Source organism: Buttiauxella noackiae, from assembly GCF_000737905.1.
Classification (GTDB): domain Bacteria; phylum Pseudomonadota; class Gammaproteobacteria; order Enterobacterales; family Enterobacteriaceae; genus Buttiauxella; species Buttiauxella noackiae.
This window is the reverse complement of record NZ_JPRU01000001.1, coordinates 396,609-421,609: the sequence shown is the minus strand read 5'-3', so window position 1 is coordinate 421,609 and position 25,001 is coordinate 396,609. Positions and strand designations below refer to the sequence as shown.

The 25,001-nt window shown below is 48.1% G+C and carries 26 protein-coding genes and 1 other annotated feature (1 of these 27 only partly in view); of the genes, 9 read left to right on the top strand and 17 right to left on the bottom strand.

The window, feature by feature from the left end:
- Positions 1–37 precede the first annotated feature (37 nt).
- Positions 38–907: a crotonase/enoyl-CoA hydratase family protein gene (locus IX31_RS01880; RefSeq protein WP_034455446.1), complete on the bottom strand. Its 870-nt coding sequence runs from the start codon at positions 905–907 to the stop codon at positions 38–40.
- A 220-nt stretch (positions 908–1,127) separates the two neighbouring features.
- On the opposite strand from IX31_RS01880, the gene yciZ reads away from it, so the two are divergent.
- A complete protein-coding gene (gene yciZ, locus IX31_RS01875) occupies positions 1,128–1,310 on the top strand; it encodes a protein YciZ/DeoL (RefSeq protein WP_034455445.1) in 183 nt (60 codons plus the stop codon).
- A gap of 27 nt (positions 1,311–1,337) precedes the next feature.
- On the opposite strand, the gene fsa is transcribed toward yciZ, so the two are convergent.
- Entirely contained in the window at positions 1,338–2,000 is a 663-nt protein-coding gene (gene fsa / locus IX31_RS01870; protein ID WP_034455444.1) for a fructose-6-phosphate aldolase, read from the bottom strand.
- Between the two features lie 132 nt (positions 2,001–2,132).
- On the opposite strand from fsa, the gene IX31_RS01865 reads away from it, so the two are divergent.
- From IX31_RS01865 to osmB, 4 genes are all read left to right on the top strand, one after another.
- Positions 2,133–3,032 (top strand): glycyl-radical enzyme activating protein, encoded by a 900-nt coding sequence (locus IX31_RS01865; RefSeq protein ID WP_034455443.1) that lies wholly within the window; start codon positions 2,133–2,135, stop codon positions 3,030–3,032.
- Positions 3,033–3,036: 4 nt separating this feature from the next.
- A complete protein-coding gene (locus IX31_RS01860; RefSeq protein WP_034455442.1) occupies positions 3,037–5,469 on the top strand; it encodes a formate C-acetyltransferase/glycerol dehydratase family glycyl radical enzyme in 2,433 nt (810 codons plus the stop codon).
- A 43-nt stretch (positions 5,470–5,512) separates the two neighbouring features.
- Positions 5,513–6,271: a DNA-binding transcriptional regulator YciT gene (gene yciT, locus IX31_RS01855; RefSeq protein ID WP_034455441.1), complete on the top strand. Its 759-nt coding sequence runs from the start codon at positions 5,513–5,515 to the stop codon at positions 6,269–6,271.
- A gap of 265 nt (positions 6,272–6,536) precedes the next feature.
- Entirely contained in the window at positions 6,537–6,755 is a 219-nt protein-coding gene (osmB, locus tag IX31_RS01850; RefSeq protein ID WP_034455440.1) for an osmotically-inducible lipoprotein OsmB, read from the top strand.
- Between the two features lie 138 nt (positions 6,756–6,893).
- Here osmB and yciH read toward each other — a convergent pair whose 3' ends face one another.
- From yciH to pgpB, 5 genes are all read right to left on the bottom strand, one after another.
- Complete coding sequence (yciH, locus tag IX31_RS01845; protein WP_034455439.1) at positions 6,894–7,220, bottom strand: stress response translation initiation inhibitor YciH; 327 nt, start codon at positions 7,218–7,220, stop codon at positions 6,894–6,896.
- A complete protein-coding gene (gene pyrF, locus IX31_RS01840; protein WP_034455438.1) occupies positions 7,220–7,954 on the bottom strand; it encodes an orotidine-5'-phosphate decarboxylase in 735 nt (244 codons plus the stop codon). Before pyrF ends, yciH begins: the two co-directional genes overlap by 1 nt.
- A gap of 194 nt (positions 7,955–8,148) precedes the next feature.
- The gene (gene lapB / locus IX31_RS01835) at positions 8,149–9,318 is read right to left on the bottom strand and encodes a lipopolysaccharide assembly protein LapB (RefSeq protein ID WP_034455437.1); all 1,170 of its coding nucleotides are present in this window, start codon (positions 9,316–9,318) and stop codon (positions 8,149–8,151) included.
- A 6-nt stretch (positions 9,319–9,324) separates the two neighbouring features.
- Positions 9,325–9,630, bottom strand: coding sequence for a LapA family protein (locus IX31_RS01830; protein WP_034455436.1), 306 nt, complete (start codon positions 9,628–9,630; stop codon positions 9,325–9,327).
- A gap of 142 nt (positions 9,631–9,772) precedes the next feature.
- Entirely contained in the window at positions 9,773–10,537 is a 765-nt protein-coding gene (pgpB, locus tag IX31_RS01825; RefSeq protein ID WP_034455435.1) for a phosphatidylglycerophosphatase B, read from the bottom strand.
- A gap of 208 nt (positions 10,538–10,745) precedes the next feature.
- Here pgpB and ribA point away from each other — a divergent pair, with 208 nt between their 5' ends.
- Positions 10,746–11,339: a GTP cyclohydrolase II gene (gene ribA, locus IX31_RS01820; protein WP_034455434.1), complete on the top strand. Its 594-nt coding sequence runs from the start codon at positions 10,746–10,748 to the stop codon at positions 11,337–11,339.
- A 35-nt stretch (positions 11,340–11,374) separates the two neighbouring features.
- Here the strand turns inward: ribA and acnA are convergent, their stop codons facing one another.
- The 6 genes from acnA to topA form a co-directional block, all read right to left on the bottom strand.
- On the bottom strand, positions 11,375–14,050 hold the full coding sequence (gene acnA, locus IX31_RS01815) for an aconitate hydratase AcnA (protein WP_034455433.1): 2,676 nt from the start codon (positions 14,048–14,050) through the stop codon (positions 11,375–11,377).
- 176 nt (positions 14,051–14,226) lie between these two features.
- Positions 14,227–14,325 carry a small membrane protein YmiC gene (gene ymiC / locus IX31_RS23690; RefSeq protein ID WP_277813388.1) on the bottom strand — a complete coding sequence of 33 codons (99 nt, stop codon included), beginning with the start codon at positions 14,323–14,325 and terminating at the stop codon, positions 14,227–14,229.
- A gap of 162 nt (positions 14,326–14,487) precedes the next feature.
- Positions 14,488–14,658, bottom strand: a complete 171-nt coding sequence (locus tag IX31_RS23360; RefSeq protein ID WP_157837355.1) for a hypothetical protein — start codon at positions 14,656–14,658, stop codon at positions 14,488–14,490.
- 2 nt (positions 14,659–14,660) lie between these two features.
- Positions 14,661–14,819 (bottom strand): YmiA family putative membrane protein, encoded by a 159-nt coding sequence (locus tag IX31_RS22130; protein WP_479682197.1) that lies wholly within the window; start codon positions 14,817–14,819, stop codon positions 14,661–14,663.
- 321 nt (positions 14,820–15,140) lie between these two features.
- Positions 15,141–16,115, bottom strand: coding sequence for an HTH-type transcriptional regulator CysB (gene cysB, locus IX31_RS01810; RefSeq protein ID WP_034455432.1), 975 nt, complete (start codon positions 16,113–16,115; stop codon positions 15,141–15,143).
- A gap of 189 nt (positions 16,116–16,304) precedes the next feature.
- Positions 16,305–18,902: a type I DNA topoisomerase gene (topA, locus tag IX31_RS01805; protein ID WP_034455431.1), complete on the bottom strand. Its 2,598-nt coding sequence runs from the start codon at positions 18,900–18,902 to the stop codon at positions 16,305–16,307.
- A gap of 402 nt (positions 18,903–19,304) precedes the next feature.
- On the opposite strand from topA, the gene IX31_RS01800 reads away from it, so the two are divergent.
- Complete coding sequence (locus IX31_RS01800) at positions 19,305–19,556, top strand: YciN family protein (RefSeq protein WP_034455430.1); 252 nt, start codon at positions 19,305–19,307, stop codon at positions 19,554–19,556.
- A gap of 52 nt (positions 19,557–19,608) precedes the next feature.
- Here the strand turns inward: IX31_RS01800 and sohB are convergent, their stop codons facing one another.
- The gene (gene sohB / locus IX31_RS01795; RefSeq protein ID WP_034455429.1) at positions 19,609–20,658 is read right to left on the bottom strand and encodes a protease SohB; all 1,050 of its coding nucleotides are present in this window, start codon (positions 20,656–20,658) and stop codon (positions 19,609–19,611) included.
- 260 nt (positions 20,659–20,918) lie between these two features.
- On the opposite strand from sohB, the gene IX31_RS01790 reads away from it, so the two are divergent.
- Both IX31_RS01790 and cobO read left to right on the top strand, forming a co-directional pair.
- The gene (locus tag IX31_RS01790; protein ID WP_034455428.1) at positions 20,919–21,680 is read left to right on the top strand and encodes a YciK family oxidoreductase; all 762 of its coding nucleotides are present in this window, start codon (positions 20,919–20,921) and stop codon (positions 21,678–21,680) included.
- Positions 21,677–22,267 (top strand): cob(I)yrinic acid a,c-diamide adenosyltransferase, encoded by a 591-nt coding sequence (gene cobO, locus IX31_RS01785; RefSeq protein ID WP_034455427.1) that lies wholly within the window; start codon positions 21,677–21,679, stop codon positions 22,265–22,267. The genes IX31_RS01790 and cobO overlap by 4 nt, the downstream gene beginning before the upstream one ends.
- 31 nt (positions 22,268–22,298) lie before the next feature.
- Here cobO and rluB read toward each other — a convergent pair whose 3' ends face one another.
- From rluB to rnm, 3 genes are all read right to left on the bottom strand, one after another.
- On the bottom strand, positions 22,299–23,183 hold the full coding sequence (gene rluB, locus IX31_RS01780) for a 23S rRNA pseudouridine(2605) synthase RluB (RefSeq protein ID WP_034455426.1): 885 nt from the start codon (positions 23,181–23,183) through the stop codon (positions 22,299–22,301).
- A 95-nt stretch (positions 23,184–23,278) separates the two neighbouring features.
- Entirely contained in the window at positions 23,279–23,899 is a 621-nt protein-coding gene (locus IX31_RS01775) for an L-threonylcarbamoyladenylate synthase (RefSeq protein WP_034455425.1), read from the bottom strand.
- Positions 23,896–24,819 (bottom strand): RNase RNM, encoded by a 924-nt coding sequence (gene rnm / locus IX31_RS01770; protein ID WP_051880468.1) that lies wholly within the window; start codon positions 24,817–24,819, stop codon positions 23,896–23,898. The genes IX31_RS01775 and rnm overlap by 4 nt, the downstream gene beginning before the upstream one ends.
- Before the next feature lie 118 nt (positions 24,820–24,937).
- Positions 24,938–25,001 (top strand) — a sequence feature (Trp leader region); it runs 34 nt beyond the window's last position.

Sequence of the window (25,001 nt, the reverse complement as noted above, 5' to 3'; positions counted from 1 at the left end):
CCAGGCCCACAGCCGTATTCGAGCGTTGGCTCACATGTTAACTGGCTTTGCGTAAAGCTGTTGCGCTGTGACGATTTTGCAATTGCACTAACCTTTCCATATAAGCGATATCCTTAGCTTCGAGGCAAAATGCTGCATCAACCCAGTCTTCGGTAATATCCATCAACTCCGAGCGAGGAAGCTGAAGTACACGCTGACGGGCACGCAACATAGCCCGAACACCATTCAGTTTAGGCTGTAATGTATCAATGAAAGTACGAGTAGCAAGATAGCCCTGGCCTGGTTCAAACAGTTCGTCAACCAGTCCAAACTGTTGATACCACTCTGCGGTGTGAGACTCTCCTTTATAAATCAGTTCTTCAGCGAGTTTCATGCCTGAACGGCGTGCAACCAGCGAGTAAGCGCCCATTCCTGGAAAGAGGTTAAAAGCAATCTCCGGGAAACCAAGACGTGCATCTCGTTGCGCCAGTACAAAATGGTGCGCTAATGCTGCTTCAAATCCCCCGCCTAAGGCACTGCCTTCAACCATTGCCAGGCTGATTGCACCACTATCAAACCCTCGGGAGGCTGCATGGACACAGTCGACACAAGCCCTTGCATATGCTCGCAGTACTTCACGACGCCCCTGCTGTATTGATTCAACGAAAAAGCCCAAATCGCCACCGGTGTTATACATCCCCTGCACCAGAGAGCCTGTCACCCAAAAATCAACCACAAATCCCTCCTGTTGAACCAGATACCGCAGGTTCATAATTTCTTCGATTAACTTATGGTTGAAGCAAGGACGGGGCTGTGCTCTCAACATCATCCACACAGTGCGACGTTCTGCCTCGTAGTAACCCGACAACTGGGTGAATCGAGTAGTGTCCGTGAACAATTTGCAGGTTGGCTGGTTAATTACTGTCATTATCTTATCCTCATGTTATGAAAGCGCGTTACACGCAGGATCAGACTAATCCACTACTGCAATTGGATGAATGCATCGGAGTGTTTAATAATTATTACATATATGTTGTTCAATAATTGATTGATGTGTAAGGGTAAAAATTTGCAATTGAGCCTTCTCTTTCCAGACCTTTTTTTGCATTATGAAGGCAACATTTTTCCGCAACTGAACAGGACGCACTATGCCTTCAGTGGACCCTCTGCAACTCGCAAAACGTATTGATACCGTGCTGGATATTCTGGTGGGGGGCGATCATGCGTCTGCAATTAACAATCTTGAAATCCTGAAAACGGAATTGCTGAACATCGCTAATGGTGAAGAGATAAAAGAAGGCGACTTAAAAAAGTCGCCCTGGGAAATTTGAATCTAACGCCGGTGAGAACCGGCTTTTTTATAGGCTCAATGAGCCGAATGCGCCTTGCCAGTCTTTCTCGAACGTTGCAATCGCCGCATTCACGGCTGGTGTTGTAAGCAGTTGTTCAGTGACATCAACAGGTAGCGTAATTGCTTCACATCCTGCCAGCAGGCATGACATGGCCTGATGTGGTGTACGGAAGCTTGCGGCTAGAACTTTAGATTGTGGAGCATGTAGCGTCAGCAACTGCTGCAAATCCTGCACCATTTGAATGCCATCGCCACCCTGCGCATCCAGGCGGTTGACGTATGGCGCGACATATTCAGCACCAGCTAATGCGGCAAGTAATCCTTGAGCAGCGCCATATACCGCCGTGCCAAGTGTCGAAATACCGAGTACTTTCAACTGCTTCATCGCCGCCAGGCCTTCTATCGTGGTAGGGACTTTCACTACCAGTCCAGGGACACGTTTCACTAGCAGCTCTGCTTCTTTCACCATCTCTTCAGCCTGCGAAGCGATGACCTGAGCAAATAATTTGCCTTCACCGCCTAATGCATCCTGCAACGATGGCAGCACTTCCCACAAAGAAATTCCCGCCCTGGCAACGATTGATGGGTTTGTCGTAACGCCTTGCAAAGGCAAAACGCGCACCAGGCGCTTCACTGCAGCAACGTCAGCAGTATCTAAATACAGTTCCATAAACTCTCCGGATTTGTCGAATATCTCAATACAGACATCATAACGACACTGTCTGTTCTTTATCTGATCAAAATCAATAAAACTTTCATTCGAAAGTAATCTAATTTACGAACAGAAGATAAGGGCGGGCTTATGCTATTTAATATCCAACGTTACTCAACACATGATGGTCCAGGTATTCGCACTGTCGTATTCCTGAAAGGCTGCTCTCTGGGCTGCCGCTGGTGCCAGAACCCTGAAAGCCGCGCTCGTGGTCAGGATGTGTTGTTTGATGAGCGTTTGTGCCTTACCGGTTGCGATCTTTGCCCGCAGGCAGCACCACATGCAATTAGTCGTGCTGATGGTGCCCTGGTTATCGCTCGTGGAAAGCTAACAACTGACGATATGGCTACGTTGACAGATTGCTGCCCTACTCAGGCATTAAGCGTCTGCGGTGAGACACAAAGTATTGATGCGATCATGCACAAAGTGCTTCGCGACAAACCATTTTACGACCGCAGCGGTGGTGGAATTACGCTTTCCGGTGGTGAGCCCTTTATGCAGCCTGACATCGCTGAACAGCTGCTGTGTAAAAGCAAGGAGGCAGGCATTCATACCGCCGTTGAGTCTTGTCTCCATGTGCCGTGGAAATACATTGAACCATCGATTAATCATCTGGATCTCCTACTTGCCGATCTTAAGCATGTCGATGCCCAGCGCTTCAAACAGTGGACCGATGGCAGCGCCGAACGCGTGATGGATAACTTCCGCAAACTGGCAGCGCGAAATGTAGAAATGACGATCCGCGTGCCGCTGATCCCAGATTTTAATGCTGATGAGCAATCTATTCGCGCCATCAGCGATTTTGCCGCCGATGAAATTGGCGTGAAAGCGATTCACTTTTTGCCTTACCACACCTTAGGTATCAACAAATATAAACTCCTGAATATCCCTTATCTGGCCGCGCACCAACCCCTTGATGCGCCAGAACTGCTGCAATTTGCTGAGCAGTACGCAAGCCAAAAAGGGATGACCGCCTGGATAAGAGGATAAACCGATGACCCAACTGAACCTGAACACCTTAAGCCAACGTATCAAAGATCATAAAGAAGCGTTGATACATATCGTAAAACCACCCGTTTGTACCGAGCGTGCTCAACATTACACGGCCATTTACCAGCAGCATCAGGATAAACCACTGCCGGTGCGCCGTGCGCTTGCCCTCGCCCATCACCTTGCGGAGCGCACAATATGGATTAAACACGATGAACTGATCGTTGGTAACCAGGCAAGCCATGTTCGCGGAGCGCCATTCTTCCCTGAATATACCGTGGGATGGATTGAAACTGAGATTGATGAACTGGGCGACCGTCCGGGTGCTGGCTTCTCAATTTCCGAAGCTGACAAAGCGGTGATGCATGAAATTTGCCCATGGTGGCGTGGCCAAACCGTTCAGGATCGCTGCTACGGAATGTTCACCGACGAGCAAAAAGAGTTGCTGGCAAGTGGCATCATTAAAGCCGAAGGAAATATGACTTCCGGTGATGCGCATCTGGCGGTTAACTTCCCACTATTGCTGGAATTAGGTATTGACGGTTTGCGTGCAAAAGTAGCCGAGCGTCGTTCGCGTCTACACCTGACCGACTGGGAAGATCTGCACAAAGAACAATTTCTGAAAGCTATCGATATTACTTTCGTTGCCCTAAGTGAGCATATTCAACGTTACGCGGCGCTTGCCAAAGAGATGGCGAGCACAGAACCGCGTGTGGCACGCCGTGATGAGCTGCTCGCCATTGCTGAAAACTGCGAACTCATTGCTCACCATAAACCCACCTCATTCTGGCAAGCATTGCAGTTGAGCTACTTCGTACAGTTGGTATTGCAGATAGAATCTAATGGTCACTCCGTATCTTTTGGCCGCCTCGATCAATTCCTCTATCCGTGGTATCGCCGTGATGTCGAACTTGAGCAGACCTTAGGCCGCGACCAGGCTATCGAACTTCTGCAAAGCTGTTGGTTGAAACTTTTGGAAGTGAACAAAATTCGCTCTGGTTCGCACTCCAAAGCCTCTGCCGGTAGCCCGCTTTACCAAAACGTCACCATTGGTGGGCAGACGCTGGTGAATGGCGAAGCCGTAGACGCGGTGAACCCGCTTTCTTACGCAATTCTTGAGTCATGTGGCCAGTTACGTTCTACACAACCGAACTTGAGCGTGCGTTACCATGCCGGAATGAGTAATGACTTCCTTGATGCCTGCGTTCAGGTGATTCGCTGTGGTTTCGGGATGCCTGCATTTAACAACGATGAAATCGTGATCGAGGAGTTCATTAAACTTGGTGTCAGCCGTGAAGATGCATACGACTACGCAGCAATTGGCTGTATTGAAACCGCTGTTGGCGGCAAATGGGGATACCGCTGCACAGGCATGAGTTTCATTAACTTTGCCCGGGTCATGCTGGCTGCACTCGAACATGGTCGTGATGCTACTAGTGGTAAAGTTTTCCTAGCGCAAGAACATGCGCTCTCGACCGGAAACTTCACGCAGTTTGACCAGGTGATGAATGCCTGGGATTCTCAAATTCGCTATTACACCCAGAAATCCATTGAAATTGAGTGTGTTGTGGATACGGTTCTGGAAGAAAACGCTCACGACATTCTGTGTTCGGCACTGGTGGACGACTGCATTGAGCGTGGTAAAAGTATTAAACAAGGTGGCGCAAAATATGACTGGGTTTCTGGCCTGCAAGTAGGTATTGCCAACCTCGGTAACAGCCTCGCCGCGGTGAAAAAACTGGTGTTTGAGCAAGGTGCAATCGGCCAACAACAATTAGCCGAAGCGCTGGCTAGCGATTTTGATGGTTTGACCGGCGAACAGTTACGCCAGCGTTTGATCAACAGCGCGCCAAAATATGGCAACGACGATGACGAAGTGGATTTGCTGCTGGCCCGCGCTTACCAGACTTACATCGACGAACTAAAGCAGTATCACAATACCCGTTTTGGTCGTGGCCCTATCGGCGGCACTTACTACGCAGGGACTTCATCGATTTCAGCAAACGTACCGTTTGGTGCTGCAACAATGGCAACACCAGATGGTCGTAAAGCAACTACGCCACTTGCAGAGGGTGCTAGCCCGGCTTCAGGCACCGACCGTCTTGGCCCAACGGCGGTTATTAGCTCTGTTGGCAAACTGCCAACCAGTAAAATTTTGGGTGGTGTGTTGCTTAACCAGAAACTGAATCCGGCGACATTAGATAACCCACGCGATCGTGAAAAATTGATGCTGATGCTGCGTACTTTCTTTGAGGCGCATAAAGGCTGGCATGTTCAATACAACATTGTTTCCCGTGAAACACTGATTGATGCCAAACAACATCCTGATAAGTATCGTGACCTTGTAGTGCGTGTAGCAGGTTATTCTGCTTTCTTTACTGCCTTATCTCCAGACGCACAGGATGATATTATAGCCCGTACTGAACATACACTTTGATAATACCGGCGGCGCATCATGCGCCGCCTAATAATTGGCTGACATGAACTCCAGACAACAAATTATTTTACAGATGGTGATTGATCAAGGCCGCATGAGTGTGGCCGATCTTTCAAAAACAACCGGTGTTTCAGAAGTCACTATTCGCCATGATCTCAATCTATTGGAGAAAAAAAATTACCTGAAGCGTGCTCACGGTTATGCTGTTCCGCTAGATAGTGAAGATGTCGAAACACGAATGATGAACAACTATTCGTTGAAGCGTCATCTTGCTGATTTTGCTGCAACACTGGTGAACGACGGCGAAACCATTTTTATCGAAAATGGAAGTTGCAATGCGCTGCTTGCCCGCGCATTAGCTGAGCAGAAAAAAATCACTCTGATTACCGTCAGTAGCTACATTGCACATCTGTTGAAAGATACCGACTGTGAAGTTGTATTACTGGGTGGCATCTATCAAAAGAAAAGTGAAAGCATGGTTGGCCCTCTGACACGCCAATTTATCCAGCAAGTCCATTTCAGCAAAGCTTTTATCGGTATCGACGGTTTCTTGCCAGAAACCGGATTTACGAGTCGTGACATGATGCGTGCTGATGTGGTTAACACCGTACTGGAAAAAGGTAGTGAAACCATTGTACTAACTGACAGCACTAAGTTTGGCGCGATGCATCCCTACACTCTTGGCCCGATCTCACACATTAATCGCGTCATCACCGACGATGCGATTAGCGCAACTTCCAGCCAACAATTGCAGGACACGGGGATTCAGGTCAATATTGTTAAACAATTTCCCCTCGCATAACTTCAGTTATAACTGCCTGCATTCATTGTGGGCAGTCCTCTTATCAGAATTATCCTGCCTATCCTTTAAGATTATTTACCTATTGTTATTTTCAATACAAATTAGAATATTTATCAGCGATATAACAGGAAGTGATAATCACTGTAGTTATCTTTTAGGTCTTATATCGTCATGCAGTTTCGCGGAACGCTCTTTAAGTTAGTTTATTGCCACTATACTTAAGCAGAGACTATTTCCGTGAATCAATAATTCAGGAGAAAGTAATATGACCTTAAATAACAAAAAAATTGCTGCCGTTGTGCTGGCTCTAACCGTTGCAACCTCTCTGAGCGCCTGCTCTAACTGGTCCAAACGTGATCGTAACACCGCAATTGGCGCAGGCGCTGGTGCGGTTGGTGGTGCTGTCTTAACTGATGGTAGTGCATTGGGCACGTTAGGTGGCGCAGCTGTAGGTGGTATTATTGGTCATCAAGTAGGTAAATAAATCTTGATACCAGCAAAAGCGTGAATGCTTTTACAAATTATAAAATCTTTAATATTCAGGTCTGACTTTCAGCAGTCATAGTAAAAGGCCACGGTATATTTACCGTGGCCTAATCATTTCCATTATATTGTAAACGAATCAACCACCTGCTAATTTCACCTTCATGCCTTTGGCTTCCAGAAGCATTTTAATCAGTTCGCGTTTATCACCCTGAATCTCAATAACGCCATCTTTTACTGAACCACCACAGCCACATTTTTTCTTAAGTTCAGCAGCTAATGTAGCAAGTTCCGTGTCATTCGCATCGATGCCGGTAATCAAACAAACGCCCTTGCCTTTGCGACCACTGGTTTGACGTTGAATGCGCACTACCCCATCACCTTTTGGGCGAACGGGTACCGATGAAGGCTCATCAATGCGACCTGTTTCAGTTGAGTAAACTAAACGACTGTTCTCGTCTTTCATCATTCACCTTGCAACAATGAAGCGCGGATATCACGCAGCGTCTGAGAAGGATTTGCAGATTGGGTGATCGGACGACCAATGACCATAAAGTCCACACCGGCTGTCTGCGCTTGCTGAGGTGTCATAATACGGCGTTGATCGCCTGCATCACTTCCAACCGGGCGAATGCCTGGTGTAACGAGCTTAAATGATTGGCCCAATTCGCTCTTAAAACGTACAGCTTCTTGAGCGGAACAAACTATACCATCTAACCCACAATTCTGTGTCAAACGAGCCAGGCGCTCAGCGTGCTCAGCAGGCGTGGCAGCAATGCCGAGATCGGCCAGATCGCTTGCTTCCATGCTGGTAAGGACTGTCACGGCAATCAGTAATGGCGCATCGTTGCCAAATGGCAACAGCGCTTCACGAGCAGCCGTCATCATACGCGCCCCACCGCTGGCATGAACGTTCACCATCCAAACCCCAAGTTCTGCCGCAGCGGCTACTGCATGTGCCGTCGTATTCGGAATATCGTGAAATTTCAGATCAAGGAATACGTCAAAGCCACGCGCCTGAATATCTCGAACCAGCTGCGGTCCAAACAAAGTAAACATCTCTTTGCCCACTTTTAGACGGCAATCACGCGGGTCAATGCGATCGATGAATGCTAAGGCTTTATCACGGTTATCGTAATCAAGCGCGACGACAATAGGGGAATCGGTGGCAACACGGGAGGATGATGCAGTTGAATTCATGGCTAAACCTTCTGATGTTGGACAGCTCTGCGCGCATAGAGATAAACGGCAAGCATTCTACTCGTGGTACACACAAAATTACAGTTTCCATTACTTTCTGCGAGGCATAATTGACTCGATGCTGAGGTGAGTTTTATTAAAACGATCACTAGTATGTTGTAACTAAAGTGGGTCTTTTTTTTAAAAATTAGCTGCTACTGCCCATCCAGGCCACGAATAGGTTTAATCGTTGACCATGCCCGGCAAGATGGACAATGCCAGTAGAGTGTAAAGGCCGTGAAACCACATTTCTGGCAACGATAGCGAGGCTTAGTACGCACCTGTTCGCCAACCATATCACGAAGCACCATCAGGCTCTCTTTCGCACGTCCTTCTTCTGCTTCCTGCAAGTGGTAATCCATCAGACGATGGAACACACGCATTGTGGGATGACGCTGGAGTTGACGGTTGATATAAACTTGCGCGACTTCAGCCCCCTCTTTTTGCTCAAGGATCTCAGCAAGCATCAATTCCGCACCTGCCCCTGTGTTCTCTTCAACACAGCGTTTTAAGAACGCTTCCCACTCTTGTGGTTTATTTAATTGCTGATAGCAGGTCTGTAGCATTTCCAGCGTTTCGCTGACTAATTCGCTATCTTGATCGATAACACGCTGCAATGTTTCAACGGCTTTTGCATATTCGTTACGAGCCATGAAGATGCGGCCCATCATGATAGATATGCGCGCGCAATTTTTATCGGCAGCCGCACCTTTCTTAAGCAGCGACATAGCCCTATCAAGATCATCGCTCCCCATCAATTGCACCGCCTGTTCACAATAGAAGTGGGCAATTTCAGTACGTTGTTTATCTTTTCCGAGCTTGACCAAACGTTCTGCTACTTCAATGGCTTTTTGCCAGTCGCTGGTTGCCTGGTGAATCAGCAACAATTGTTGCAACGCCCCGATTCGAAAGTCAGTTTCATCGATCAACTGGGCAAACATATCTTCAGCCCTGTCATACAACCCAGCAGCCATATAATCACGGCCCAACTGCTGCACGGCCAGCAAACGCTGTTCGTAGGTTAGTGAAGCACTTTCCATTAAAGACTGGTGGATACGGATAGCGCGATCAACCTCACCACGTGAGCGGAACAGGTTACCAAGCGTGAGGTGGGCTTCAACGGTACTGGTATCTTCCTTGAGCATATCGAGGAAAAGATCAACAGCTTTGTCTTGCTGGTTTGACAGCAAGAAGTTAACCCCCGCCACGTAGTCACGCGACAGGCGATTAGCCTCTTGTTGTTTATCTTGTTGTGCGCTTCTTCGCCCCATGTACCAGCCGTAGGCGGCAGCGATAGGAAGTAGCAGAAACAACAATTCCAGCATGGCAGGTTATTCCTTCACAGCCGGTACAACAGCCGCAGTAACATCGGAATCTGTAGTAATTTGTTGCTCCAGGCGTTTAATTTTACGATCGGCACGCGCAAGTGATACCCGCAGGCGCAACCAGAACAGGCCACAAATCAGCCAGCCCAGTAAAAAACCAGCAGCAAAAAGAGTCGCCAACAAAGTGGAGACACGGTATTCGCCTTGTGCCAACAGATAGTTGAAATTGACTACCTGATCGTTTTGCGCGCCCAGAGTGACAGAAATCACAAAAATCGCTAGCACCAGTAAGAAAATGAATAAGTATTTCACATTACTTCCCGTCATGTGGTCTTACGCGACTAAATTATGCCCGAATGCATTTATCCAACGGTATAAACTACCATTTCTCGGGTGTTCGTGGAATCCATAGAGAGCGTCCAATTCATAAGAAATGGGGATTAAATCAATAATCTCAAGGCTCATCATCCCGTTCGGCTATTTCATCAGCCTCTTGCGGCGGTGGTGAAAGCGGGCCGCATAATTTTTGTGCAAGCCAGGTTGCCAATGTTATCAACGCCCAGGAGATGATTGTGGCTACCACTAAATCGCGTGGCCAATGCATCCCGAGAAGCAACCGGCTGCCCATTACTCCGGTTGCCCAAACTAACAGCAAAGCAATTGTCAAAGTTCGCCTGCGAGGCCACAACAATCCGACGCCCAATAAGGCCCAACTTGCCGCAAACATGGTATGCCCTGATGGGAATGCAAAACCGGTCTCTTTTTGCCAGTGTTTACGTAACCATGCAGGCACTTCTTGTTGCGTTTCAAGCTGGCTTTTTACCAGTTCGCTACGCTCTTTACGTTTTAAATTGTAGAACTCATCTGTTGGAATATGCTGCGTCTTTTCCAGCCATACAACAAACGGACGCGGCTCCTGCACTTTGTCTTTAATAACTGATTTTACGCCCTGCCCAATAAGAATAGCCGCACCGAGTATGGCAAATAGCATCAGTGCTGCTTTTAAGCGAAACCTCAGGCACCACAAAAACCAACCGCACAACAAAACATGAGTAATAATGCCCCAGGGCTGGGTTACCGTTTCGGTCACCCAATACATCGTTTTAAGCCAGACACTATGTCCTCCGGGAACCCACTGCCACCCCGAAATCCATACGGCTAAAGGCATGACTAACAGTATTCCGGCACCAATTGTCGTTCGCTTTGCTATTGCCCGCATCACTTATCCTTATGCAATTTGAACATTAAGAATACCTGAAAAAGCGCACCGATGGGAAAACGTAGAATAACGCAAAGCGTAAAAATAGGAGTCCTGGCAGTCAATTAGGTGAAGTACCCGCCGTTGTGGCAAAATAGCCGGAAGTAATTAAACAAGCCAGACAGCTGGCAGGCACGATGAGTGCCAACATAAGTACCTGGAGAATCACATGCAGCTTAAACGTGTGGCAGAAGCCAAACTGCCAACCCCATGGGGCGATTTCCTGATGGTGGGCTTTGAAGAACTGGCAACTGGACAAGACCATGTTGCTCTGGTTTTTGGTGATATTAGCGGGAATGATTCTGTTCTGGCGCGAGTGCATTCTGAGTGTCTGACGGGGGATGCCCTGTTCAGCCTGCGCTGCGATTGCGGTTTCCAGCTTGAAGCTGCTCTTTCGCAGATTGCAGAAGAAGGTCGCGGTATTTTGTTATATCACCGTCAAGAAGGCCGCAATATTGGTCTGCTTAATAAAATCCGCGCCTATGCATTGCAGGATAAAGGCTACGATACGGTCGAAGCCAACCACCAACTCGGCTTTGCAGCCGATGAACGTGACTTCACGTTGTGTGCTGACATGTTTAAGCTATTAAGTGTCGATGCTGTACGCTTGTTGACCAACAATCCACGCAAGGTAGAAATTCTCAGTGAAGCGGGGATTAATATCGTTGAACGTGTGCCGCTGATCGTGGGCCGTAATCCGAAAAACGCGCATTACCTGGATACTAAGGCCGCCAAAATGGGCCATTTGCTGTCCGAAGATTAAGAGATTTCTCCCCCATCGCTGGGGGAGATTTTTGGCTAATTTAGCATGTTGCGAATAACGTAATGCAGGATGCCGTCATTTTTGAAGTACGTCAGTTCATTGCCGGTATCAATACGGCAGCGGCACTCCACCACCTCTTCTCTACCATCGGCGAAGGTTAATATCACCGGAACCGTAGCGCCTGGCGTCAGATCATTGAGCCCGCTAATATTAATAAACTCCTCACCGGTCAGCCCTAACGTTTTACGCGTCACGTCCTGTGGGAACTCCAGTGGCAAAATACCCATGCCAATCAAGTTTGAACGGTGGATACGCTCAAATGACTCAGCGATAACCACTCGCACCCCAAGCAGACGCGGTCCTTTCGCCGCCCAGTCACGACTGGAACCGGAGCCATACTCTTTACCAGCAAACACCGCGAGCGGAATGCCTTTGTCTCGATATTTCATTGCAGCGTCATAAATTGAAATGACTTCGTCGCCAGGTAACAGACGCGTCATTCCCCCTTCAACGCCCGGCACCATTTCGTTACGGATGCGAATGTTGGCAAAAGTCCCGCGCATCATCACTTCGTGGTTACCCCTACGCGATCCATAGGAGTTAAAATCTTTGCGCTCAACACCATGGTTTTGTAGATAACGCCCCGCTGGGCTATCAGGCTTAATACTCCCGGCTGGTGAAATATGGTCAGTGGTAACTGAATCTCCCAGCATGGCCAGTACGCGGGCTCCATGAATGTCCTGCAACGGTTTCGGCGTAGCTTCCATATCATCAAAGAATGGCGACAGACGAATATAAGTAGAATCAATCTGCCAGCCATAGGTATCTGAATGGTCTACTTCGATACTTTGCCACTCAGGCGTGCCTTCAAAGACTTCAGCGTACTCTTTATGGAACATTTCCGTTGAAACCTGTGCGACAGCGCGGGCGATTTCCTGGCTGGTCGGCCAAATATCTTTGAGATAAACAGGATCACCTTTGCGGTCATGCCCAAGTGGATCGGTGGTCAGATTGACGTTCATATTCCCGGCAAGCGCATAAGCCACCACTAACGGTGGCGATGCCAGCCAGTTAGTTTTCACCAGCGGATGAATACGCCCTTCGAAATTACGGTTTCCTGACAACACGGCACCGACGGTCAGATCACCTTTCTTAATTGCCTGTTCGATAGGATCCGGCAACGGCCCGGAGTTACCAATACAGGTGGTGCAACCATAACCCACCAGGTTAAAACCTAATTCATCGAGATAAGGGGTAAGTTTCGCCTTTGCCAGATAATCCGAAACAACTTTAGAGCCTGGCGCCAGTGACGCTTTTACCCACGGCTGACGTTTTAAACCTAAGGTCACGGCTTTTTTTGCCAGCAAACCCGCAGCCATCAGAACACTCGGGTTTGAAGTGTTAGTACAAGACGTAATGGCCGAAATAACCACCGCCCCATCTGGCAGCTGATAGCTCTTCCCACCCATGGTGTAATCCACGGGTGCGCGATCTTTATGGCTGGAATTTACTTCAAGCTCATTGCTGGTGCTAAAGGCTCTTGGCACATCCCCCAAAGCAACACGATCCTGTGGGCGTTTCGGCCCGGCAAGGCTTGCTTCAACCTCATTCATATCCAGTGCCAGTGTGCTGGTAAATACAGGTTCATCACCCGTATTACGCCACATCCCCTGTACCTTCGAATAGGCTTCCACCAGCGCGATTTGCTCTTCACTGCGCCCGCTCAGGCGCATGTAATCCAGCGTGACGGCATCAATCGGGAAGAAACCGCAGGTTGCACCATATTCTGGTGCCATATTAGCGATGGTTGCGCGATCGGCCAGTGGTAATGAGTCCAGACCATCGCCATAGAATTCAACGAATTTGCCAACCACGCCGTGTTTACGGAGCATTTGCGTGACGGTAAGTACGAGGTCGGTAGCAGTAATGCCCTCCCGCAATTTACCGTCAAGTTTAAAACCGACAACATCTGGGATCAGCATCGAAACAGGCTGTCCCAGCATGGCAGCTTCAGCCTCTATACCGCCTACCCCCCAGCCCAGTACACCAAGGCCGTTGATCATCGTGGTGTGGGAATCGGTACCCACCAGCGTATCGGGATAAGCTACCAGCTCATCACCCTGCATTTCGCTCCATACTGCTTTGCCAAGATATTCGAGGTTGACTTGATGGCAGATTCCCGTACCCGGCGGCACCACACTAAAACGACTAAATGCTTGTTGGCCCCAGCGCAGGAAAACATATCGCTCATGGTTACGTTCCATTTCCAGACGAACGTTTTCTTCGAAAGCATCGTCATTACCGAAATGATCGACAGTAACAGAGTGGTCAATGACAAGGTCAACAGGAGAAAGTGGATTAACTTTGGCCACATCTCCGCCCAGACGTTTTACAGCTTCACGCATGGCGGCTAAATCAACCACTGCCGGTACGCCAGTAAAATCCTGCATCAGAACACGCGCCGGGCGATAAGCAATTTCACGATCGGCATGAGCATTCTTCAGCCAGGCGGCCAGGGCATGAATATCATCTTGAGTGACGGAGTTTTCATCCTGCCAGCGCAGCAGGTTTTCAAGCAGAACTTTCAATGACTTGGGTAAGCGAGTGATATCCCCAAGTTCCTTTGCGGCAAGCGGCAAGCTGTAATAGTGATAGGTTTTATTCAGCGCCTGTAAAGTATCCTTACTGGCCTCTCGTAGGGTTAACGACATAGCTCCTCCGTAAATTTCTTAGGATAGCGGTATCCCTGACTAAGATCAGGGACAGTATTAAAGATAACACAAAGATGTCGTAACGATTTGATAACAACCCAAATTGATAAATCGGGTCGTGTAAACACAGAGGGGAGATTTGATTACACCCCGGGAGGCCCAGGGTGTCAGAATAATTAGTGAGTCACTATCCAGAGCATTTGCACCCAAAATGCAAACGAAACGGAAAAGACGCTAAGCCATGACCAGTATTTGGCACTACAGTGAGTATCCATAATCCACTCTCTTTATTTTTGGTAAACACTATGACTGAATAATTAATCAGCCTGTTTGAATATTGCTGTGTGTAGTGATTACTTAAAGAGTGAGGTGCTAATCACATCTAATAAAAAAGTGTGATTGACCGCAAGTTAAATAAAGGTAAATAAAAATAACTCTTATTGTTCTATATGTTCGTCTGTTGAAAACAGATCGATAAAATCTTTTTGTTGTTGAGTCAACTGCCATGACTCAGGAACCTGAACTTCTCCAGATTTTGCTTCTTGCTGCGGCTTTTCATCTTGCTGACGTACACTTTTTTGCACTTGTGTTTGAGCAAGAGTTGTCATAATTACCCCCAAAAATGCCAGGCTGCCAACGCGACAACGAGCCAGAACAGACCTGATACGAGAAACACCGCCATCCAGGCTTTACGTTTAAGCCCTGTTTCCTTTTGCGGTTCTTCACTTCCTGAAGGCATTGCTAACCTCATACAATCGGCACCACTTATCAAAAAACATTAAACAATCGGTATAATTAATCGCCAGCTGGGATTAATCCTAAAGAAACTCTAGTACAAAAGCCAGCGAAATTGCTTTCCAGTTACAGGAAAATATTTAATCTTTTGACCTGAAATAAATAATTGAAACAGTAAGTTTGCGCAGTGGTTATTTATTATCTACGTTTGTCGCTTAATTGAGACAGATTAACCACTTATCTTGTGTGGGGAATTGGTATTTTGAGAAGGGTATTAATATGGAGAGAGGTAAATCATATTCTTAATTCAAATGAGAAGAGGTATCTTTCGCGCATGGAAAGATACCTCGCGATATTATTTTTCTGGTAATTTAATATCTTTAAACATCGCTTCAATATCTTCGTTAGATCTCAATGCTACAGCGGTATCAACCACATCACGAGTCAGATGCGGGGCAAAACGCTGAATGAAATCATACATGTAACTGCGCAAGAACGTACTACGACGGAAACCAATTTTAGTGGTGCTGTGGCTAAATACGCCTTGAGCCTCAATACGTACCAAATCAGGATCTGAAACTGGATCCACCGCCATACTGGCAATAACCCCGACGCCTAACCCCAGACGCACATAAGTTTTAATCACATCAGCATCAGTTGCTGTAAACACGATACGTGGTGTTAATCCTGCACGATTAAATGCAGTATCCAATTCAGAACGCCCGGTAAAACCAAAGGTATAGGTAACCAGCGGATATTGCGCCAGCTCTTCGATAGAGACTGACTCTTTTGATGCTAGCGGATGATCGGGCGTGACAACAATCGAGCGATTCCAGTGGTAGCACGGCAACATCACTAAATCATCGTAAAGATGTAAAGCTTCGGTCGCTATCGCAAAATCGGCATTGCCTTTAGACACGGCTTCAGCAATTTGTGTTGGTGACCCCTGGTGCATATGCAGCGAAACTCGCGGGTAACGCTCAATAAACCCTTTGATTACGTTTGGCAGCGCATAACGCGCCTGTGTATGGGTTGTGGCGACATAGAGCGAACCTTTGTCAGGCCAGGTGTGCTCACCGGCGACAGACTTAATCGCATCGACTTTCGACAGCACTTCGCGAGCAATTCGAATAATCTCCTGCCCGGCAGGCGTCACCTGTGTCAGGTGTTTCCCGCTCCGCGCAAAGATCTGAATCCCCAGTTCATCTTCTAACATACGCACTTGCTTACTGATCCCCGGCTGAGAAGTGTAAAGCCCTTCTGCCGTCGACGACACGTTGAGGTTGTGATTGACCACCTCTACGATATAACGAAGTTGCTGTAGTTTCATGGCGTTCCATCCGCAGTAAAAGCAGCCCCAACACGAACAACGGCGGGGATCGGGCGAGGTAAAATTCTCTTAAGTCACTATATCAGTTATACCCTATTTGTATAGTTTGAAAGAAAAAATAATAATCAGGTTATATACCAGACACAAAAAAGCCGGAGCACAGGCTCCGGCTTTTCATGTTAAAGGGAATTACTTTTTCCCTTCAACCCATTTGCCATCCACAAAGAATGCTGACCAGCCGGTCGCTTTGCCTTCTTTCTCAGAAGAAACATACTGCTGTTTCGTCTTACGACTAAAGCGAACAACCGCTTTGTTACCTTCAGCATCTCGCTGCGGCGCATCAGCCAGATAACGCAGTTTCTCAGGCAAGCGGTCACGGAAGCGGTACAGTTCTTCCACTAATGGCGCACGTGTTTCACGCGATTTAGGGAAAGTGTTTGCTGCAAGGAAAACACCCGCCGCACCATCACGCAGGACAAAATACGCATCTGACTTCTCGCAAGGAAGTTCTGGCAACGGAACCGGATCTTCCTTCGGTGGAGCAACTTCACCGTTACGCAGGATCTTACGGGTATTTTTGCAATCGTCGTTAGTACAAGCCATGTACTTACCAAAACGCCCCATTTTCAGGTGCATTTCAGAACCACATTTCTCACACTCAACGATTGGACCGTCATAACCCTTAATGCGGAATTCGCCCTCTTCGATTTCGTAACCATCACATGTTGGGTTATTACCACAAACATGCAGCTTACGTTTTGGATCGATGAGGTAGCTGTCCATCGCGGTACCGCATTTGGCACAACGACGTTTTGCACGCAGTGCGTTAGTTTCCGCGTCGTCACCCTCAAGTACGTTCAGGACTTCGTTTTCCGGCACCAGGTTAATGGTGGTTTTGCAGCGTTCTTTAGGTGGCAGTGCGTAACCCGAGCAACCGAGGAACACACCGGTGCTTGCAGTACGGATACCCATTTCACGACCACAAGTCGGGCAATCGATACTGGTCAGTACCATCTGGTTTGGACGCATACCGCCTTCTTCCGGATCCAGTTCAGCTTTACCAAGCTGCTCACTGAAATCGCTGAAGAAGTTGTCCAGCACCCCTTTCCACTCAGCCTGATTATTGGCCACCTGGTCAAGACTGCTTTCCATTTGCGCGGTGAAATCGTAGTTCATCAGCTCACGGAAGTTTTCTTCCAGGCGGTCAGTAACAATTTCACCCATTTTTTCAGCATAGAAACGGCGATTTTCTACACGCACATAACCACGATCCTGGATGGTGGAAATGATTGATGCGTAGGTAGATGGACGGCCAATGCCACGTTTTTCAAGCTCTTTAACCAACGAGGCTTCACTAAAGCGAGCCGGTGGTTTTGTAAAGTGCTGGCCAGGAATGACTTCAACCAGAGCGAGTTCATCACCCTGCTCTACAGCTGGCAATGTGCGGTCTTCGTCACCCTTACGCAGCGCAGGCATCACTTTCGTCCAGCCATCAAAACGCAGCGTACGACCGCGCGTTTTAAGACGGAAATCACCGGCTTGCACCGTTAAAGTGGTGGAATCGTACTGCGCAGGTGTCATCTGACACGCAACAAACTGGCGCCAGATCAGCTGATAAAGCTTCTGCGCGTCAGCTTCCATATCTTTAAGCGACTCAGCAACAACACTCACATCAGAAGGACGAATCGCTTCGTGCGCTTCTTGCGAGTTTTCTTTGCTGGAGTAATGATTCGCGGCTTCTGGAAGATACTTCTTACCAAAATTATCTTCGATATAACCACGTACCATGCTCACTGCATCCTGGCTCAAGTTAGTTGAGTCAGTACGCATGTAAGTGATATGGCCCGCTTCATAAAGACGCTGTGCCATCATCATGGTCTTCTTCACACCAAAACCAAGACGGGTACTTGCAGCTTGCTGCAAAGTAGAGGTGATGAATGGCGCACCCGGCTTGCTGCTGGTTGGCTTATCTTCACGCTCAAGCACTGAATAACTGGCTTTTTCCAGCTCGCTAACCGCAGACATGGTCTGCTCACGGTTAACCGGGCGGAATGGCTTGTCTTTATGATGGCTGACCTGAACCGGCAGACTTTCGCCTTTCGGCGTCGTCAGGTTCGCGTCAACTTCCCAATATTCTTCTGGTACAAACGCTTTAATTTCACGTTCGCGGTCAACAACCAGACGCACAGCAACAGACTGTACGCGGCCAGCAGACAAACCACGGGCAATCTTCTTCCACAGCAGTGGCGACACCATGTAGCCCACAACGCGGTCCATAAAACGACGCGCTTGCTGTGCGTTAACACGGTCGATATTCAACTCGCCCGGTTTTTCGAATGCCTGCTGAATAGCATTTTTAGTGATTTCGTTAAACACCACGCGGCTATAGCGGGATTCATCACCACCGATCACTTCCCGCAGGTGCCATGCAATGGCTTCCCCTTCGCGGTCAAGGTCGGTTGCGAGATAGATATGGTCTGCTTTTTCAGCCAGTGATTTCAGTTCTGAAACCACTTTTTCCTTACCAGGCAGCACTTCGTACTGTGCTTCCCAGTTGTGCCATGGATCGACACCCATACGATTTACGAGCGCACCGCGTTCATCCTTTTTGACCTTTTTGGTCCCTTTGGTGGAGGCGGAGTCAGCGCTCTTCTTGGTGGTTGATCCACTGGTCGGCAAATCACGGATATGACCGACGCTGGACTTAACCACGTAGTCATTCCCGAGATATTTGTTGATCGTTTTGGCTTTTGCCGGGGACTCAACGATGACGAGAGCTTTACCCATATTCACCTTTACCTAATGTAATTCTTCCAGGAGACGTCGCACGCTAGTTGCACCTTCCACTGGCGACGCGCTTTTCTATATTGCGACAGCGTCAATGGATATCAACTCTTTTTTCATCACCGTCCGGATTAAGCGAACATTCGCAGGTGATTGAGATAACGAGTCTTTCGCATCGGTGACATAGCACGACGGAACTTTGGTTGAATGTCAAGCAATTCCGTTGCCAGATTTGCGAAAGCGTCACACTCTACCTGATAAAATGAGTTACGCAACTTTATTAGCATGCAGCACCGATTCCTGCCAGCACAGTAAACTGATTAAATCACCTTAGGTTTACAGGGAGATATTGCCCTTTGCAGTATAGCGGAAGTACACTACTGCCAGTTTTTAAAGGAGGAAATCATGAAACCGACCACTCAACCTATCGATAAACAGTCGCTAATTATTGAAGCCAACAAAGTAATCCGTGCCCATGAAGATTTCATGCATGGAATGGAAGCAACTGACGTCGAACAAAAAAACGGAGTGCTGGTATTCAAAGGTGAATACTTCCTTGATGAGCAAGGCTTACCTACCGGCAAAAGCACCGCAGTATTTAATATGTTTAAACATCTTGCACATGTATTTGCTGAAAAATATCACCTGCAAGACTAAACAAAAAAAACGAGGCCAAATGGCCTCGTTTTTAATCACGCAATGAATTTGATTACAACAGTGGTTTTTCACCACGTTGCCACCAGCGCAGCAACAGATTATCAAGACTGTTTGCCGCACTACCGGTAAAACGGTCCATCATTTTTTTACGGCGCGTATAGTGAACGTTGATCACTTCGCGGTCTTTCATCAGATTAATCAGCAAATCATCGCTGGTGCTCACCGCATCGACCAACCCTTTATCTAAAGCTTGAGTGCCGTACCAATGTTCACCTGTCGCCACAGAATCAATGTCTAATGATGGGCGCATATCGTGTACAAACTGCTTAAACAGCTGATGGGTTTCGTTAAGGTCTTCACGGAATTTCTCGCGCCCCTGCTCGGTGTTTTCACCAAACAGTGTCAGTGTGCGTTTGTACTGCCCTGCAGTATGCAACTCAACATCTATATCATTGCGTTTTAGCAAGCGATGGAAGTTTGGAACCTGCGCCACAACACCAATCGAGCCGATAATAGAAAACGGTGCAGCGACAATTTTATCCGCCACACACGCCATCATGTAACCACCGCTGGCAGCGACTTTGTCCACGGCAACCGTCAGACGTACTCTACTGTCACGCAGACGCTGTAATTGTGATGCTGCGAGCCCGTAGCCATGAACGACACCACCGGGGCTTTCCAGACGCAGCAGAACCTCATCTTCAGGTTTCACCACGGCCAACACAGCGGTTATCTCTTCGCGCAAAGAAGTGACTTCGTGAGCATCCATACTTCCTTTAAAATCCAATACATAAAGTGTTGGTTTGTCAGAAATAACCGTTTCACCACGTTTAGCGCGTGCTTTAGCTTGTTTCGCTTCGAGTTTGTGCTTTTTCTTTTGAGCTTTATGCCAGAGTTTTTGCTGATGGCCATCAAGCCTTGCCACCTGCATTTCTTCCTGCATTTCCTGGTATTGTTCACTTAAATTGGTGAGATGCAGCTCACCTCGCTGATGTCTTTTACGACTGGCAACATTCACAATAATCGTGACAAGTATGCCAATAGCCGCAACGACCGTGATAATTTTCGCCAAAAACAACCCATAATTTGCAATCAGATCCACGCTTTCCGCCTTCCATTCAGAGCATTAAATATCTGTCGCCCAGTGTAACCGAGCCGTGATTCTACGTCTGCAAGCAACTATAAATGCTGCGAGCCCTGTTCCTGAATGTCTTTATCGACATGAAACTTTTGCAAAATGTTAATCAAAGGTATTGTCTCCTGTCGCCTGATTGAAATAGCCAGTTCTTTCAGGCATAAAGCCTAAAGGTTATAAATCCGAGAAATAAGACGTGAGCAAAAGCATCGCGCGAGGAGTTGAGAGTGCACTATCAACCGAAAACAGATTTACTGCTAAATCGCATCATTTTAGTCACCGGTGCCAGTGATGGTATCGGACGAGAAGCCGCGTTAACTTATGCACGTTATGGCGCAAGAGTCATTCTACTTGGCCGCAGCGAAGATAAACTGCGTAGAGTCGCTCATGAAATCAATACCCGTTATGGCAGCTTGCCAAACTGGTTTACCCTGGATTTTTCAAACGCAACACCTGAAGACTGCCATACCCTTGCGCAAAAGCTTGCGGGACTTATTCCCCGCTTAGATGGTGTGCTGCACAATGCTGGTATTCTCGGCGATATTTGCCCAATGGATGAACAAGATCCGCAAACGTGGCAGAACGTGATGCAGGTAAATGTTAACGTCACGTTCTTCCTGACTCAGGCATTACTTCCTTTATTACTCAAATCTGATGCCGGTTCGCTAGTGTTCACAAGCTCAAGTGTAGGCCGTCAGGGGCGTGCAGGTTGGGGTGCTTACGCGGTATCAAAATTTGCCACCGAAGGTATGATGCAAGTGCTGGCGGAAGAATATAAACAACATAATTTACGCGTCAATTGCATAAACCCCGGTGGGACACGCACTGCAATGCGTGCTAGTGCATTCCCCACAGAAGATCCTGAAAAGCTGAAAACGCCACGGGATCTCATGCCGCTCTATTTATGGCTGATGGGCGATGACAGTCGTCGTAAAACAGGCATGAGCTTTGATGCTCAACCCAACCGCAAACCAGGAATTTCCGAATGAGTGAAGATCGTCACCAACAGCGTCAGCAACGTCAAAAAGAGAAAGTCGATGCACGAGTCGCTGCTGCACAAGAAGAACGAGGCATTTTGATTGTCTTTACCGGAAACGGAAAAGGTAAAACCACAGCGGCCTTTGGCACCGCCACTCGTGCGGTAGGCCACGGTAAGAAAGTAGGCGTAATCCAGTTCATCAAGGGCCAGTGGCCAAATGGTGAACGTAATCTATTAGAACCAATGGGTGTTGAATTTCAGGTGATGGCGACCGGTTTTACCTGGAATACGCAAAATCGTGAAACCGATACTGCAGCGTGCCTGGAAGTGTGGGAGCATGCAAAGCGTATGCTGGCAGACGAGACGCTGGATATGGTTATCCTGGACGAAATCACCTATATGGTCGCTTACGATTACCTGCCGCTGGAAGAGCTTCTGGCGGCGCTGACGCAGCGTCCTGTCAATCAGACGGTTATTATTACCGGCCGCGGTTGTCATCGCGATATTCTGGAAGTGGCGGATACGGTTAGTGAGTTAAGGCCGGTGAAACACGCCTTTGACGCGGGTGTTAAAGCGCAAATTGGTATTGATTATTAAAAAATAACCCCTCAATTGAGGGGTTTAGTTTTTAGCTGCTACGCCCACCGCGACGGCCGCCGCCGCTACCAGTAGTTTGCGTATGGCGTTTCACCGCACGACGAATCTGGTTCGCCTTCATGCGGCGACGGTCCTTCTCTACCGCCACTTTGCTTTCAGTCTCTTCCTGCAACTCTACCAGTTTACGCAGGTAGTTAGTTTGACCCAGGTCCAGCTCAGTGTAACCACCACGTGGCAGGCCTTTTGGCAACTGGATGTCACCGTAGCGCACACGAATCAGGCGGCTAACCTGCACACCGACTGCTTCCCACAGGCGGCGTACTTCACGGTTGCGGCCTTCAGTCAGAGTAACGTTGTACCATTGGTTAATGCCTTCACCACCGGTAAATTTGATGGTTTTAAACGCGGCCGGGCCATCTTCAAGCTGCACACCGCGGCCCAGTTGCTTCACTTTTACGTCGTCAACTTCACCGAACACACGTACTGCGTATTCTCGCTCCACTTCACGACTTGGGTGCATCAGGCGGTTTGCCAGCTCACCGTCGGTGGTGAAAAGTAATAAACCGCAGGTATTCACATCCAGACGACCGACAGCAATCCAGCGCGCGCCGCGCAGTTTTGGTAAACGATCAAATACGGTTGGGCGCCCTTCCGGGTCATTACGCGTACACAATTCGCCTTCTGGCTTGTAGTAAGCCAACACGCGGCAAATTTGTTCTGCAGATTCTTTAATGGAAATCAGGTGACCATCAATACGGATTTTCAGGGCCTGTGTTACTTCAACACGGTCACCTAATTTGGCAATTTTGCCATCCACACTGACACGGCCGGCAGAGATAATGGTTTCAATCTCACGACGTGAACCATGGCCTGCACGGGCCAAAACTTTTTGTAACTTTTCGCTCTTATCGCTCATTGAGCTTCCTCGGGTGTCGCCTTCACAGGCGTCGAATTGGGATAATGAAGCATATCAGCCCCATTTTAGGCCGCACAGTATAGCCGCAGATGCACTTATAAGAAAGGCTTAGCGTCACCGGCGCCTTCGCGGATAACAACAGGTGCATCCTCAGTTAAATCAACAACCGTAGTCGGTTGCTGCCCAAGGTAACCACCGTGGATAACTAAATCGACAACCTTTTCGAGACGATCTTTAATTTCTTCTGGATCTGACTCGGTAAATTCACTGCCAGGCAGCATCAATGATGTTGATAACATCGGTTGATCCAGTACTTCCAGTAACGCCAGCGCAATCGGGTTGGACGGAACACGTAAGCCAATCGTTTTACGTTTTTCCTGCAACAAACGGCGCGGGACTTCTTTGGTGCCTTTTAAAATAAAGGTGTAATTACCTGGCGTGTTATTTTTGATTAAGCGAAACGCCACATTATCAACAAATGCATATGTTGAAAGCTCGGACAAATCCCGGCACATCAACGTAAAATTATGCCCATCAGGCAAGTGGCGAATGCGGCAAATGCGCTCCATTGCCGTTTTATCTTCAAGTTTACAGCCCAATGCATAACCCGAGTCGGTTGGGTAGACAATAACGCCGCCCTTACGAACAATTTCAACGGCCTGGTTAATCAGACGCTGTTGTGGGTTATCCGGGTGAATATAGAAAAATTGACTCATAGTGCCCTCTCTTTTGCAATGTGCCCGCTATCCCAATTCTGCCAGACAGGTACTACACCGCCAGGCAGCCAGAGCTTGCGCCCAAGCTCAATCCACGCACACGGCATATGGAAATCTGAGCCCTGCGACGCCAGCAAATTAAATTGCTGTGCGTAACTTGCAAGCTGGGTGCGCTCATTTGGGGCTTGCTGACACTGCGCGACTTCCATCGCATCGCCACCACTTTCGGCAAACTGCGCCAGCAACCTTTTCAGCCATTTAGCGGTCAGATCATAACGGCCCGGATGTGCCAGAACCGCCTGACCGCCAGAATGATGAATCACATCAATAGCTTGTTCTATTGTACACCACTGTGGCGGAACGTAACCGGTTTTCCCTTTTGCAAGATATTTCTTAAACACATCAGCCATTGTATTGGCTTTGCCACATTCCACCAGATAACGGGCAAAATGGCCGCGGGTCACTTCACCACCGTTGGCGTGGCGCATGGCACCTTCAAGCGCGCCGGGGATATTCGCCTTTTCAAGCCGTTCAGCGATTAAAGCCGCGCGTTGTACACGACGTTCACTTTGTTCGCCCAGAAACGCCAGCAGCGCGGGGTGATGTTCATCAACACCTAGCCCAACTATGTGTATTTCATGGTTTTCCCAAACGGTGGAGATCTCCACACCGCTGATTAAACGCAAAGGCAATTGCAGACGTGATACCGCTTCCCTTGCAGCAGCAATTCCGGCTACTGTGTCATGGTCGGTGATTGCCAAAATACCAACACGCATATCCACGGCTCGTTGTACTAACGCTTCTGGCGTTAACAGGCCATCTGATGCGGTGGTATGGCTATGTAAGTCGTAAATCACCGCTAGTGTTGGTTGGCTCAAAATAACTCCGGGTTTGTTAATAAAAAGAAAAACGCCGCTCATGATAGCGATTTTCCTTCATAACTAAAAATCGCTATTGACTTTGATTCATCGAACTAGTTAACTAGTACGCAAGTTCACGCGAGAAAGGTATCTGATAATGAAAGCGATAATCCGCATGCATAGCTGGTGGCGTACTTCCTGATAACGGGCAGTGTAATCGCTATGGCTGTAGTTCAGCCCAG

Excerpts from the sequence above, each read along its gene's own strand:
- IX31_RS01880 (WP_034455446.1), bottom strand. The coding sequence starts at position 907 with ATGACAGTAATTAACCAGCCAACCTGCAAATTGTTCACGGACACTACT.
- yciZ (WP_034455445.1), top strand. The coding sequence starts at position 1,128 with ATGCCTTCAGTGGACCCTCTGCAACTCGCAAAACGTATTGATACCGTG.
- fsa (WP_034455444.1), bottom strand. The coding sequence starts at position 2,000 with ATGGAACTGTATTTAGATACTGCTGACGTTGCTGCAGTGAAGCGCCTG.
- IX31_RS01865 (WP_034455443.1), top strand. The coding sequence starts at position 2,133 with ATGCTATTTAATATCCAACGTTACTCAACACATGATGGTCCAGGTATT.
- IX31_RS01860 (WP_034455442.1), top strand. The coding sequence starts at position 3,037 with ATGACCCAACTGAACCTGAACACCTTAAGCCAACGTATCAAAGATCAT.
- yciT (WP_034455441.1), top strand. The coding sequence starts at position 5,513 with ATGAACTCCAGACAACAAATTATTTTACAGATGGTGATTGATCAAGGC.
- osmB (WP_034455440.1), top strand. The coding sequence starts at position 6,537 with ATGACCTTAAATAACAAAAAAATTGCTGCCGTTGTGCTGGCTCTAACC.
- yciH (WP_034455439.1), bottom strand. The coding sequence starts at position 7,220 with ATGAAAGACGAGAACAGTCGTTTAGTTTACTCAACTGAAACAGGTCGC.
- pyrF (WP_034455438.1), bottom strand. The coding sequence starts at position 7,954 with ATGAATTCAACTGCATCATCCTCCCGTGTTGCCACCGATTCCCCTATT.
- lapB (WP_034455437.1), bottom strand. The coding sequence starts at position 9,318 with ATGCTGGAATTGTTGTTTCTGCTACTTCCTATCGCTGCCGCCTACGGC.
- pgpB (WP_034455435.1), bottom strand. The coding sequence starts at position 10,537 with ATGCGGGCAATAGCAAAGCGAACGACAATTGGTGCCGGAATACTGTTA.
- ribA (WP_034455434.1), top strand. The coding sequence starts at position 10,746 with ATGCAGCTTAAACGTGTGGCAGAAGCCAAACTGCCAACCCCATGGGGC.
- acnA (WP_034455433.1), bottom strand. The coding sequence starts at position 14,050 with ATGTCGTTAACCCTACGAGAGGCCAGTAAGGATACTTTACAGGCGCTG.
- ymiC (WP_277813388.1), bottom strand. The coding sequence starts at position 14,325 with ATGGATACTCACTGTAGTGCCAAATACTGGTCATGGCTTAGCGTCTTT.
- IX31_RS23360 (WP_157837355.1), bottom strand. The coding sequence starts at position 14,658 with ATGACAACTCTTGCTCAAACACAAGTGCAAAAAAGTGTACGTCAGCAA.
- cysB (WP_034455432.1), bottom strand. The coding sequence starts at position 16,115 with ATGAAACTACAGCAACTTCGTTATATCGTAGAGGTGGTCAATCACAAC.
- topA (WP_034455431.1), bottom strand. The coding sequence starts at position 18,902 with ATGGGTAAAGCTCTCGTCATCGTTGAGTCCCCGGCAAAAGCCAAAACG.
- IX31_RS01800 (WP_034455430.1), top strand. The coding sequence starts at position 19,305 with ATGAAACCGACCACTCAACCTATCGATAAACAGTCGCTAATTATTGAA.
- cobO (WP_034455427.1), top strand. The coding sequence starts at position 21,677 with ATGAGTGAAGATCGTCACCAACAGCGTCAGCAACGTCAAAAAGAGAAA.
- rluB (WP_034455426.1), bottom strand. The coding sequence starts at position 23,183 with ATGAGCGATAAGAGCGAAAAGTTACAAAAAGTTTTGGCCCGTGCAGGC.
- IX31_RS01775 (WP_034455425.1), bottom strand. The coding sequence starts at position 23,899 with ATGAGTCAATTTTTCTATATTCACCCGGATAACCCACAACAGCGTCTG.
- rnm (WP_051880468.1), bottom strand. The coding sequence starts at position 24,819 with ATGAGCGGCGTTTTTCTTTTTATTAACAAACCCGGAGTTATTTTGAGC.